Here is a 12,339-nt window from a genome sequence, read left to right on the forward strand (position 1 = left end):
TCAGAGCGAGTGGGCGGGCTGGGGAACGGGGTCGGCCGGCCGGTCCGGCATGCCGAGGGACACCTGACCGGGCCCACGGCGTACGGCACGGGCGATCAGCAGGTAGTCGATGATCGCGAGCAGGCCGAGCAGGCCCGCGAAGCCGACGAACGACCCGGTGATCGCGGCCTTGGAGAGCCCCGGCGTCATGGCGTCGGCGACGGAGAGCTTTCCGTACACCAGCCACGGCTGGCGGCCCATCTCCCGCACGAGCCATCCGGCGATCGCCGCGACGAACGGCAGCGGCGTGATGAGCATCAGCAGCGGATGCAGCCACCGCCACCGGGCGAGCAGGTTCTTGATCAGCAGAGGCAGCAGGACGAACATCACCCCGAACTGGAGGAGCTGCCCGATCCCGATCATGAGGCCGAGCGCGGACTCCGGGGCGGCGTCGAACTTGCCGGGCTGGGTGGACTCGATCACGCCGAACTGGGCGTATCCGAATCCGACGGTGAGCGCGGAGCCGACGGTCGCAGTCACCACACCCATCCGGAGCGACCGGGTGAAGAACTCCCGCTCGGCCGTCCGCCGGAACAGGTGGTACGCGCTGGCTCCCATGACGACGAACCCGCCGGTCCACAGGCCGGCGCTGATCACGTGGGGGAGCGCGAAGACCAGGTTCGGGTTGGTGAGCAGCGCTCCGAAGTCGCGCAGCACCAGGCGGCCGCCCTGCTCGACGGAGCCGACCGGGTGCTGGAGGAACGAGTTCGCCACCATGATCCAGAAGGCCGAGGCGTAGGCGGTCAGCGTCACCAGCCAGATGCAGGTCACGTGAAGCGCCCGGGGCAGGCGATGCCAGCCGAAGATCCACAAGCCGAGGAACGTGGACTCGAGGAAGAAGGCCACCAGGGTCTCGATGGCGAGCGGCGCGCCGAAGACGTCGCCCGCGTATCGGGACAGGCCGCTCCAGCTCAGCCCGAACTGGAACTCCATGACCAGGCCGGTGAAGATGCCGAGCGCGTAGTTGATCACATAGATCTGCCCCCAGAAGCGGGTCATCCGCTCGTGGAGGGGATCACCGGTGATCGCGTAGCGCGTGTGCATGATCGCCACGAGGGGGGCAAGGCCGAGGGTCAGTACGACGAACAGGAAGTGCAGGCTGCCGGTAACGGCGAACTGCGCCCTCGCGAGGTCGACGATGTCCAAGGGGGGCTCCTCAATAAATAGGGAGTCTACATATAGACAGCCTACATGTAGACTCGCTACATGTGGAACCGGGATAAGCTGCGGCCGTGAACCCCGACACGCTGCGAGGGCACATGGATGCCCTGTTGCTCTCCGTGGTGGAGCGTGAGCCTCTGCACGGCTACGCCATCATCGAGGCGCTGCGCGAGCGCAGCGACGGCGCGCTCGACGTCCCCACGGGGACGGTCTATCCGGCCCTGCGCAGGCTGGAGCGGGCCGGCTACCTGGCGGGTGAGTGGGCCGTGGCGGGCGGGCGCAAGCGGCGCACCTACCGCCTGACGGACTCGGGCCGCGCGGCGCTCGCGGGGGAGCGGTCGGCCTGGAAGTCGTTCACGACGGCGATCGGGAGCGTGCTCGACCCCTCACGGTGAACGAACACCCGGCTGTGGTGGACGCAGAGCACCGCGCTGACGAACTGCCATGTTCCCAGCGCGTAGGTGAGCAGGGAGACGGCCACGCCGGGGGCGTAGTCGCCGAACCCCGGAGGGCCGTCGGCGCCCCGGACGAGGGCCATGCTCATCACGACTCTGACCGGGATCTGCGCCAGCACGAGGAGCCCCAGCGCGCGCGTCAGGATCCTGGGGCGCCGTAGCACCCGCAACCCCCGGCCGAGGGCGAGCAGGGCGACGCCGCCCAGGACGCCGGTCGCGAACTGCGTGTAGTCCAGGAGCCTGCTGACCGTCCAGAACCACTGCGGCGGAACGGGCGCGGCCGGCGAGTGGGGGAAGAACTCCCAGACCAGGCTCCACATCAACGCGGTGACCGGCACGCTGACGAACAGGAGCGCCGCGGTCCTGCGCCCCTGGCCCACCGCGAGCTCCTCCTGGAAGCCGGGGGCGATGTCGGTGACGGGCCCGAAGTCCGCGATCGCCAGCCGCTCGGCCTCGGCCCTGACGTGGCCCTCGGCCTCGTACGCCTCGGCCGCGTCGACCAGGCCGTCCCGTGCCTCGGCGAGCAGGTCCCGCCTGGCGCGGACCGGGCCATGGAGAAGACGGCGGAGCCCGGCCACGTAGTCGTCGATCGGACTCGTCGGCACCGTCTTCCCTCCTCTGCGGCCTCCGGAACTCCCGGAATGCCCGCCAGCGTATTGGCCGTCTCCACAACCCGCCATCGGGGTCAACCCTGACCCGACCCCGGAGGTCATGCCGTCGACGATTTTGTCTTTCTGACGTTTCGCCCCGGCAACACCTGATTAATCCTGGTAGGAGAGACTTGGGGCGGAGAGCGAGGCGGGATTGTGAATCAGGCGAAGATCGTGGTGGGTATCAGCGGCTCGGCGGCGTCGTCGGCCGCGCTTCGTTGGGCCGCGGCCGAGGGCCGCCTGCGCGGCGCGAACGTCGAGGCGGTGTACGCCTGGGAATGGTCGGGCGGGCTCCACGCCCCGTACGCGCCCCTGGCCGGCCGGAGTTCGCGTGAGGACGAGCGTGGTGCCGCCGCTGAGATGGCCAGGCTGGTCGTCGACGAACTCGGTGAGGACCACGTGGAACCCGCCGTCGTCGAGGGATCGCCCGCGCGGGTACTGCTGCACGCCGCCGCCGACGCGGATCTGCTGGTGCTCGGAGCCGACGAGGCCGCCGCGGAGCCGTACCCGGTCATCAACCCGATCGTGGCCGCCTGCCTGCTCAGAGCGCACTGCCCGGTCGTGGTCGTACTGCCGGGGATGCTGCACGGTCGTCGTTCCGTGGGCGGAATGCTCGCCGGGACCGTTTCCTAGCCCTTCATTTCCGAGTCTCGTGCCCGGATTCCGTTTTCTGAGTGCCGTCTGAAGGCGACATGAGGAATCGGTGTGTAAACGCTGTGGAGCGCAACGGCATGACCCATACGTCCCGAGACTCCGCTGATTGGCAAGTTCATACGATTTCATTCTGTAGTCACCCGTAGGGCCGACCGGCACGGTCATATCCTCATAAAGTCCGGGTCATGCTCCCTTTATCCCGTGCTTATGACCATGCCCGTGGTCGCCTCCGGTCCGTGCCGAGAAAGGTTGTGCGCGCCGCCGCCGCGCTCGTGGCCGTCGGCCTCGTGGTGGCCGGTGTCACCACCCTCTCGCTGACCCCCGCGTCGGCGGACCCCGGCACCGTGGTGATCAGCCAGGTGTACGGCGGAGGCGGCAACAGCGGCGCCCCGCTGACCAATGACTACGTCGAACTGTTCAACCGGAGTGCCGCGACGGTCTCCGTCAACGGCTGGTCGGTCCAGTACGCCAGCGCCACCGGCACCGGACCGTTCTCCTCCAACAAGGTGGACCTCGCCGGCTCTCTCGCTCCGGGGCAGTACCACCTCGTCCAGCTCGCGGCGGGCACGACCCCGAGTGGACCGCTCCCGACCCCGGACACCACGGGGAACCTCGCCCTGAGCGGTACCGCGGGGAAGGTCGCGCTGGTCCGGTCCGCCACGGGCCTGGCCTGCAACGGCGGCTCCATCCCGTGCACGCCCGAGCAGACCGCCGACATCGCCGACCTGGTCGGCTACGGCACCGCCAACTACTTCGAGGGCGCCGCGGCCCCCGCGCTGACCAACAGCACCGCCGCGCTGCGCAAGGACGGCGGCTGCGCCGACACCGACAGCAACGCCGCGGACTTCGAGGCCGGGGCGCCGGCCCCGCGCAACACCGCGTCCGCCGCGGCCCCGTGCGGGGGGAGCACCCCGAGCCCCACCCCCTCGGACACGCCGACGCCCACTCCCACGCCGTCGGACTCGCCGAGCCCGACTCCCACCCCGACCCCCACGGCTCCGTCCTCCTGCGCCGTTCCGGTGACGCATCAGATCGCCGACGTCCAGGGCGCCGGCGACGCCTCGCCTCTCACCGGGCAGGCGGTCCGGGTCGAGGGAGTGGTGACCGCGGACTTCCAGGGCACGAACCAGCTGAGCGGCTTCTACGTCCAGGACCCGACGCCTGACGCCGACCCGGCCACCTCCGACGCGGTGTTCGTGTTCACCCCCAGGCCCGCCGCCATCGGTGACAAGGTGCGGGTCACCGGCACCGTCGCCGAGTTCAACGGCCTCACTGAGCTGTCCCCGGTCTCCGCCGTGGACGTCTGCGGCACCGGAACGGTCAAGACCGCCACGGTGAGGCTGCCGCTCGCCTCCGGCGGGACCCTCGAATCGCTGGAGGGCGTGCTCGTCACGTTCCCCCAGGAGCTCACCGTCTCCGAGGTCTTCAACCTGGGCCGCTTCGGTGAGCTGACGCTGTCCGCGAATGGCCGGCTCTTCCAGCCGACCGACCGCGACAACGTCGACCCGGCCGCGAACCAGGCCCGCCGGATCCTGCTGGACGACGCGTCCAACGTGCAGAACCCGCCGGTCCTGCCGTACCACACGAACGGCTCGAACACCGTGCGCGTGGGTGACGGGACCACCGGGCTGACCGGCATCCTGACCTACGGCTTCGACCTCTACCGGGTGGAGCCGACCTCGCCCGTGGTCTTCGCCGCCGACAACCCCCGTCCGTCCAAGCCGGCCAAGGTGGGCGGCGACGTCCAGGTGGCGAGCCTCAACACGCTCAACTGGTTCACCACGCTGAACAAGCGCGGCGCCAACACCGACGAGGAGCGGCAGCGCCAGCTCGCCAAGCTCGTCGCGACGCTGAAGGGCCTGGACCCGGACGTGGCGGGCCTCATGGAGGTCGAGAACAACGGGACCACCGCGCTGAACACCCTGGTGAACGCGCTGAACGCCGAGGTCGGCGCGGGCACCTACAAGGGGATCACCTCCCCGGTCCCCGGAACCGACGAGATCCAGGTGGCCTTGATCTACAAGCCCGCCGTGGTGAAGCCCGTGGGCGCCGCCCAGTCCTCCACCGACCCGGTCTTCCGCCGGCCGCCGCTGATCCAGATGTTCCAGCGCACCAGGGACGACGACGACGGCCGGATCTTCACCATGATCGTCAACCACTTCAAGTCGAAGGGCTGCGACGGCGCGACCGGAGCCGACCTCGACCAGGGCGACGGCCAGAGCTGCTTCAACGCCGAGCGCGTCCGCCAGGCGCAGGCGGTGCTCGGGCTGATCGACACGTTCAACCTGCCCAACCCCGTCGTGGCGGGCGACCTCAACGCCTACGGCGAGGAGGACCCGATCCACACGCTGGAGGCCGGGAAGCTCACGAGCCTGAGCAAGAAGTTCCTCGACAAGCAGGACCGCTACAGCTACGTCTTCGACAGCCTGTCCGGCGAGCTGGACCACGTGATGGTCGGCAAGCAACTCCTCAAGCGGGTGACCGGGGCGACGATCTGGCACATCAACGCGGATGAGGGCCGGTTCATGGACTACAACACCGAGTTCAACCCGCCGGCGCTGTACTCGCCCGGCGCGTTCCGCTCGTCCGACCACGACCCGCTGCTGTTCGGTCTCGACCTGGGCTGAGCGACCTAGTCCCCCAACGGGTCGATCGCGTCGCGCTTCCCGGCGGGGGGCTCTCCCGGCATTCCCCCCGTCCTCGGGTAGCGCAGGTCGAAGGCGGGCCGCTCGGACCGGATCGGCGGGAGATATGTGAAGTTATGGCGCGGCGGCGGGCACGTGGTGACCCACTCCAGCGAATTGCCGGAGCCCCAGGGGTCGTTCACGGTGACCCGCTCGCCGCGCCTCGCCGTATGCCAGACGTTGTACAGGAACGGCAGCGTCGAGGCGCCAAGCAGGAACGCGCCCACGCTGGAGATCTCGTTGAGCCGGGTGAAGCCGTCGACGGGGGAGTAGTCGCCGTAGCGCCGCGGCATCCCGATGACGCCGAGCAGGTGCTGGACCAGGAACGTCATGTGGAACCCGATGAACAGCATCCAGAAGTGGATCTTTCCGAGGGTCTCGTTCAGCATGGTTCCGGTGAACTTGGGCCACCAGAAGTAGAACCCGCCGAACATCGCGAACACCACCGTGCCGAACACCACATAGTGGAAGTGGGCCACCACGAAGTAACTGTCGGTCACGTGGAAGTCGAGCGGCGGTGACGCGAGGATCACCCCGGTGAGCCCGCCGAACAGGAACGTCACCAGGAACCCCACCGCGAACAACATCGGTGTCTCGAACGTCAGATGGCCGCGCCACATGGTGCCGGTCCAGTTGAAGAACTTCACCCCGGTCGGAATCGCGATCAGGAACGACATGAGGGAGAAGAACGGCAGCAGCACCTGGCCGGTGGCGAACATGTGGTGCGCCCACACGGTCATCGACAGTCCGGTGATCGCCATGGTCGCCCCGACCATGCCGATGTACCCGAACAGCGGCTTGCGGCTGAACACCGGAATGATCTCGGTGATGATGCCGAAGAACGGCAGCGCGATGATGTAGACCTCGGGATGGCCGAAGAACCAGAACAGGTGCTGCCAGATCATGGGCCCGCCGGTCGCGGCGTCGAAGACGTGCGCTCCGAGCTTGCGGTCGGCCTCCAGCACGAGCAGCGCCGCGGCCAGCACCGGGAAGGCCAGCAGCACCAGGATCGACGTGAACAGCACGTTCCACGTGAAGATCGGCATCCGGAACATGTGCATGCCCGGCGCCCGCATCGTGATGATCGTGGTGATGAAGTTGACGGAGCCCAGGATCGTGCCGAGGCCGGACAGCGCCAGGCCCATGATCCACAGGTCGCCGCCCGGCGAGGGGGTGAACTCCGCGCCGGACAGCGGGGAGTAGGCCGTCCAGCCGAAGGCGGGCGCGCCCCCCACCACGAAGCCGGAGACCACCATGAGACCGCCGAAGAGGAACATCCAGTAGCTGACCATGTTGAGCCGGGGGAAGGCCACGTCGGGCGCGCCGATCTGGAGCGGCATGATCTCGTTGGCGAACCCGGCGAACAGCGGCGTCGCGAACAGCAGCAGCATGATCGTGCCGTGGAGGGTGAACATCTCGTTGTAGCGCTGCAGGCTGACGAACTGCAGACCGGGCTCGAGCAACTCGGCCCTGATCACCATCGCCATGAGGCCGCCGACCAGGAAGAAGCCGAAGGTGGTGATCAGGTAGAGGTGCCCGATCACCTTGTGGTCGGTGCTCGACAACCAGGAGGCCAGGACGGTGCCCAGCCGTTGTCGTTCGGGAACTGGCCTCACGGCTTGAGTGGTCATCCGGTGGCTCCTTTTCACGAAGGAGGTCCCGTGTGCTGATACCCGGCGCCGTGCGGTGGAATGCTGAGATCAGGTGTGTGGTTGTCCAAGTGACGGAACGGATGAAAGGAGTCGCCCCGTGGCGACCATTGAGGTGACCGAGAAGAACTTCAACGACATCGCCGACAGCGGTATCGTCCTGCTGGACTTCTGGGCGTCATGGTGTGGCCCCTGCCGCACATTCGCACCCATTTTCGAGAAGGCGTCGCAGGAGCACGACGACATCACGTTCGGCAAGATCGACACCGAGGCCCAGCCCGCGCTGTCCCAGGGGTTCGAGATCACGGCGATTCCCACGATCATGGCGATCCGGGACGGGATCGTGGTGTTCTCGCAGCCCGGCGCGCTTCCCGCGCCCGCGCTCACGGACCTGATCGGCCAGCTTCGCGCTCTCGACATGGACGCCATCCGCGCCGAGATCGCGGCCGAGACGACCCCGCAGAGCTGACGCGGAGCGGGCGGCCCGCCCCGCGCCGGTGGCTCAGGGTTTGCGGCCCACGCCGCTGAAGCCGGCCGACGGCGCCTGTTCGAGCCTCGGCTCGTCGGGGTCGGGTCGCCAGTCCTCCGGGTAGACGAGCCCCGGCTCGAGCAGCTCGTATCCATCGAAGAACCGGGCGATCTCCTCGTGCGACCGCACCGCCAGTGCCGCGGTCGCCCGGTTGTAGACCTCGAGGGCCTCGGGCGTGAGTTCGGGCCTCGCGTCGCGCCCGTGGGAGATCGCCAGGTAACTCCCCGGAGCGCTCATGTCGCGCAGCCGGCCCACCAGTTCATGCGGCTTGGCGGAGTCGGGGACGAAGTGCAGCACGGCGAACAGCAGGAACGCGACCGGGCGGCCGAAATCGACCAGCCCGTCGAGCTTGTCCAGCAGGTCGTCGGCCTCCCGGAGATCCGCTCGCACGACCGACACGTTCGGGTCGCCGCCGAGGATCGCCCGGGCGTGCGAGCACACCACCGGGTCGTAGTCGACGTAGGTCACCCGCGTGTCGGGCGCCGTCTGATGCGCGATCTCGTGCACGTTGCCCTGGGTGGGCAGCCCGGAGCCGATGTCGACGATCTGGCGGACGCCGGCCTCCACCAGCGTCCGTACGGCTCTGGCCAGGAAGGCGCGGCCCTCGATGGCCGACGACCGGGTCTCGGGGAACGTCGCCAGGATGCTCTGGGCGGCCGCTCTGTCCGCGGCGAAGTTGTTCTTGCCGCCCAGGAAGTAGTCGTACATCCGGGCGACGTTGGGGGTGTTCGGGTCCACGCCCTCGGGGGCTGGCCGGGGATCCGTCATCTTCGTCTCTTTCGGGGCTCGCGGGGCGTCGCGTGGGGGGTGCGCGGCGTTCGGCGGGTCAGGTGGAACGGTAGAGCTCGGCCACCCGGAACGCCAGGTCAAGGGACTGTCCGCGGTTGAGCCGAGGGTCGCACGCCGTCTCGTAACGCAGCGCCAGATCCTCTTCCGCGATCTCGTGGCCGCCGCCGACGCACTCGGTGACGTCGTCGCCGGTGAACTCGATGTGGACCCCGCCCGGGTGCGTGCCCAGGGCGTGGTGCACCTCGAAGAAGCCCGCGACCTCGTCGAGCACGTCGTCGACGCGGCGGGTCTTGTGACCGCTCGGCGCCTCGAAGGTGTTGCCGTGCATCGGGTCGCAGATCCACGCCACCGTGGCGCCGCTCGCCCGCACCTTGTCGACCAGGGTCGGAAGCGCGTCGCGGACCCGGTTCGCCCCCATGCGGCTGATGAACGTCAGCCGGCCCGGCTCGTTGTCCGGGTTCAGCTTCTCGATCAGCGCGATCGCCTCTTCCGGCGTCGTGGTCGGGCCGAGCTTCACGCCGATGGGGTTGCGGATCTTGCTGAAGAACTCCACGTGCGCGCCGTCGAGCTGGCGCGTGCGCTCGCCGATCCAGACCATGTGGGCCGACACGTCGTACGGCAGGCCCGTCCGGGAGTCGATCCTCGTGAGCGCCCGGTCGTAGTCGAGGATCAGCGCCTCGTGCGAGGAGTAGAACTCAACGGTGTGGAACTCCTCGGGCTCCGCCCCGCAGGCGCGCATGAATGCCAGAGCCTGGTCGATCTCCCTGGCCAGCTTCTCGTAGCGGCGCCCCGCGGGCGACTCGGCGACGAAGTCCTGGTTCCAGGCGTGCACCTGCCGCAGGTCGGCGTAACCGCCCTTGGTGAAGGCCCGGGCGAGGTTCAGGGTGACCGCGGAGGAGTGGTAAGCCCGCAGCAGGCGGCCGGGATCGGGGCGCCGCGCCTCGGGGGTGAAGTCGAATCCGTTGACCATGTCACCGCGGTAGGCGGGCAGTTCCACGCCGTCGCGGATCTCCGTGTCCTTGGACCGGGGCTTGGCGAACTGCCCGGCGACCCGGCCGATCTTGACCACGGGAACGCGGCCGGCGTAGGTGAGCACGATCGCCATCTGCAGCAGCGTCTTGAGCTTGTTGCGGACGTTCTCAGCGGTCGCGCCCGCGAACGTCTCCGCGCAGTCGCCGCCCTGGAGCACGAAGGCCTCGCCCCTGGCCACGGCCGCGAGGCTCTGCTTCAGCTGGTCGCACTCGCCCGCGAACACCAGGGGCGGCAGCCCCTTGAGCTCGTCGACGACCCGCGCGAGCTCGCCGCGGTCGGGCCAGTCCGGTTGCTGGGCGACGGGCAGGTCACGCCACGTATCGAGATGGATAGCGCTCACGACACACTAGGTTATTGCACCTGGCAAGCTCCGGCCCGCCCGGCGTCCGCCCAGTGAGATCACTTTTGGCCTCACTTTGGCGACAGCCGTACGTGCTCGGGAAGGACGCCGAGGCCGATGAAGCGCCGCGCGAGCCTGTTGAGGCCCGGCAGGCGCGACAGGGCGCGCGGCGGCGAGACGGGTTCGGCGGCCAGAGTGGGGCTGATCAGGCGGTTCTGCACGGCCCGCTGGGCGGCCTGGGTGACCACCGTCGGGATCATCCTGCGGCGCTCCACCCTGGCCAGCAGGGACTCCGGCGCCTCGCCCCGCAGAAGGGCGGGACCCACGATGTTGGCGGTGGCCACGGCGTCCTGGACCGCGAGGTTGATGCCGACGCCGAAGACCGGCGACATGGCGTGGGCGGCGTCCCCGATGAGCAGCAGCCCCGGCAGGTGCCAGCGGCGGAGCCTGTTCAGCGCCACCCGCAAAACGCTGACGTCGTCGAAGCCGCCGAGCCCGTCCACCCGCCCCCCGAGGTACGGCAGGAGCCGCCCGATGGTGGCGCGCAGAACCTCGATGCCCTCGGACTGCAGCTCGTCGAAGCCGCCCTTCGGGATCACGTAGGCGAGTTGCCAGTGCGTCCCCCGGTTGATCGCCACCATCAGATGGCCGGCCGACGCGCGCAGGAAGGGCTGGTCGGGGTCGCCGTCATCCCGCGGCAGGCGGAACCACACGACGTCCATCGGCGCGCCGAACTCCCGGGGGACCAGGCCCGCGGCCCGGCGGACGTCGGAGCCCCGCCCGTCCGCGCCGACGGTGAGCGTGGCGTGGATCTCGTGCTCCTCGCCCGCCTGGTCGCGGTAGCGGAGTCCGCGGATCGCGCCGCCCTCCCGGATGAGGTCGGTGACCTGGGAGTCCATCAGCAGGTGGAAGTTCGGGTGCTTGGCGGCCTCGGCCGTGATGAGGGTGAGGAAGTCCCACTGCGGCACGAAGGCGATGTAGTCGTACCTGCCGGGAAGCCCGCGCAGATCGGCCATGGGGATGGTGCCCTCGTCGGTGACCATCGACAGGGAGTGCACCTTGCGGTGGGGGAGCCGGTGGAACTCCTCGGCCAGGCCGAGTTCGTCGAGGACCTGGAGTGTCGACGGGTGGATCGTGTCCCCGCGGAAGTCGCGGAGGAAGTCGCTGTGCTTCTCCAGCAGCGTCACCTCGACGCCCGCCCGGGCGAGGAGGAGGGCGAGGACGGCTCCCGCCGGCCCTCCGCCCGCGATCGCACATGTCGTCCGCATAATTCATCACCCCATGAAATTGTCGCACGACGCCACCGTGCGGACCTACCCACCGGAGGCGGGGAACTCCCGCGAGCCACACCGCGGGGCCGGCTACGGGACGCGCAACGCGTCGAGGCTCCGCACGAGGGACGAGGTGGCAAGGTCGCGGAGCCGCGCGTAGGCCTCCTCGGGATACTGCCGCGGGCCGTTCTCCACGAGGAGGATCAGGTACAGGTACGCCCGGTAGAGGTCGGCGCGCACCTGGGCGCCGGGGGTGATCGGGAGCGTGCCGCCCGCCTCGCGGTAGCCGGTTACCAGCGGGTCGTCCTCCCTGATCTCCTCGAAGATCGTCGGCGTGATGAAGTCGGCCAGCGGATCGCCCCAGAAGGCCCTCTCGTGGTCGATCAGCGCCTGGATCCGCCTGTCCCGGCCCTCACCGGTCAGGAACACGTTCCCGGGCCAGATGTCGAAGTGGACGAGCGACGGCGTGACGACCTCGTCCAGAGCCGGCGCGGCGGCGGTGATCAGCGCGGTGATCTCCTCGACGGGCGCGGGGAGCACGGTGCCGTAGTGGACGGCGTCGTCGAGTAGGGCGCCGACGATGACGAGGAAGGCCTCCCGCCAGCTCGGGCCGGTGAGACCGGCGAAGGGATAGCCGAAGACCCCGGTGCCGGGGATCGTGTGCAGGCGGGCCAGGTGGCGGCCGAGCTCGTGCCGGAGCGGGGCCTCCTCGGCCGGGCTGAGCGAGACCTGGTTCCAGGGGACGCCGTCGAGCGCCGACAAGATGAGGTGGTCGCCGCCGAGGACGGGGTCGTCGAACGCCGCGTGCAGCAGAGACGGCAGAGGCAGCCCCGCCGGCTCGGCCAGCCGGTACACCATGGCCTCCGTGCGCAGGAGGTGACGTTCGTAGGTCAGCAGGCGCAGGCCGGGGGGAGGGCCGACCTTGAGCACGACCTGGCGGCCGTCCTCGAGGTCGAGCCGCCACACGGCGTTGGCGAAGCCGTCGGCCAGTTCCTCCGAGGACCGCACCCCGGTGCCCAGTGCGCCGCGGACCAGCGCGTCGAGCTCGGCGGCCGACAACCGCCGCTTGGTCCTGCTCTCCATCGG

The 12,339-nt window shown here is 69.4% G+C and carries 11 protein-coding genes; 4 read left to right on the forward strand and 7 right to left on the reverse strand.

All coding sequences use genetic code 11. The features are described 5' to 3' along the window. Entirely contained in the window at positions 1-1,185 is a 1,185-nt protein-coding gene (locus Psi02_RS13540; RefSeq protein WP_203974056.1) for a cytochrome ubiquinol oxidase subunit I, read from the reverse strand. Positions 1,186-1,271: 86 nt separating this feature from the next. On the opposite strand from Psi02_RS13540, the gene Psi02_RS13545 reads away from it, so the two are divergent. After that, positions 1,272-1,595 carry a PadR family transcriptional regulator gene (locus Psi02_RS13545; protein WP_203886561.1) on the forward strand — a complete coding sequence of 108 codons (324 nt, stop codon included), beginning with the start codon at positions 1,272-1,274 and terminating at the stop codon, positions 1,593-1,595. On the opposite strand, the gene Psi02_RS13550 is transcribed toward Psi02_RS13545, so the two are convergent. Next, complete coding sequence (locus tag Psi02_RS13550) at positions 1,493-2,260, reverse strand: permease prefix domain 1-containing protein (RefSeq protein WP_203974058.1); 768 nt, start codon at positions 2,258-2,260, stop codon at positions 1,493-1,495. The two genes, Psi02_RS13545 and Psi02_RS13550, sit on opposite strands and share 103 nt — an antisense overlap. A gap of 219 nt (positions 2,261-2,479) precedes the next feature. Between Psi02_RS13550 and Psi02_RS13555 the strand changes: the two genes are divergently transcribed. Both Psi02_RS13555 and Psi02_RS13560 read left to right on the forward strand, forming a co-directional pair. Beyond that, positions 2,480-2,938 (forward strand): universal stress protein, encoded by a 459-nt coding sequence (locus Psi02_RS13555; RefSeq protein ID WP_203974060.1) that lies wholly within the window; start codon positions 2,480-2,482, stop codon positions 2,936-2,938. A gap of 257 nt (positions 2,939-3,195) precedes the next feature. Then, complete coding sequence (locus Psi02_RS13560; RefSeq protein WP_239094863.1) at positions 3,196-5,586, forward strand: ExeM/NucH family extracellular endonuclease; 2,391 nt, start codon at positions 3,196-3,198, stop codon at positions 5,584-5,586. 5 nt (positions 5,587-5,591) lie between these two features. Here the strand turns inward: Psi02_RS13560 and ctaD are convergent, their stop codons facing one another. Beyond that, positions 5,592-7,274 (reverse strand): aa3-type cytochrome oxidase subunit I, encoded by a 1,683-nt coding sequence (gene ctaD, locus Psi02_RS13565; protein ID WP_203974064.1) that lies wholly within the window; start codon positions 7,272-7,274, stop codon positions 5,592-5,594. A gap of 118 nt (positions 7,275-7,392) precedes the next feature. Between ctaD and Psi02_RS13570 the strand changes: the two genes are divergently transcribed. Next, a complete protein-coding gene (locus tag Psi02_RS13570; RefSeq protein ID WP_203974066.1) occupies positions 7,393-7,761 on the forward strand; it encodes a thioredoxin family protein in 369 nt (122 codons plus the stop codon). Positions 7,762-7,794: 33 nt separating this feature from the next. Here the strand turns inward: Psi02_RS13570 and Psi02_RS13575 are convergent, their stop codons facing one another. From Psi02_RS13575 to Psi02_RS13590, 4 genes are all read right to left on the reverse strand, one after another. Then, on the reverse strand, positions 7,795-8,589 hold the full coding sequence (locus Psi02_RS13575) for an SAM-dependent methyltransferase (RefSeq protein ID WP_203974068.1): 795 nt from the start codon (positions 8,587-8,589) through the stop codon (positions 7,795-7,797). Positions 8,590-8,647: 58 nt separating this feature from the next. Continuing rightward, the gene (locus tag Psi02_RS13580; protein ID WP_203974070.1) at positions 8,648-9,982 is read right to left on the reverse strand and encodes a class II 3-deoxy-7-phosphoheptulonate synthase; all 1,335 of its coding nucleotides are present in this window, start codon (positions 9,980-9,982) and stop codon (positions 8,648-8,650) included. 71 nt (positions 9,983-10,053) lie between these two features. Continuing rightward, a complete protein-coding gene (locus Psi02_RS13585; RefSeq protein ID WP_203974072.1) occupies positions 10,054-11,250 on the reverse strand; it encodes an FAD-dependent oxidoreductase in 1,197 nt (398 codons plus the stop codon). A gap of 93 nt (positions 11,251-11,343) precedes the next feature. Continuing rightward, on the reverse strand, positions 11,344-12,336 hold the full coding sequence (locus tag Psi02_RS13590) for a phosphotransferase family protein (RefSeq protein WP_203974074.1): 993 nt from the start codon (positions 12,334-12,336) through the stop codon (positions 11,344-11,346). Between the last annotated feature and the right edge of the window lie 3 nt (positions 12,337-12,339).

Origin of the sequence: Planotetraspora silvatica (assembly GCF_016863315.1) — a bacterium.
In the GTDB taxonomy this organism is placed as follows: domain Bacteria; phylum Actinomycetota; class Actinomycetes; order Streptosporangiales; family Streptosporangiaceae; genus Planotetraspora; species Planotetraspora silvatica.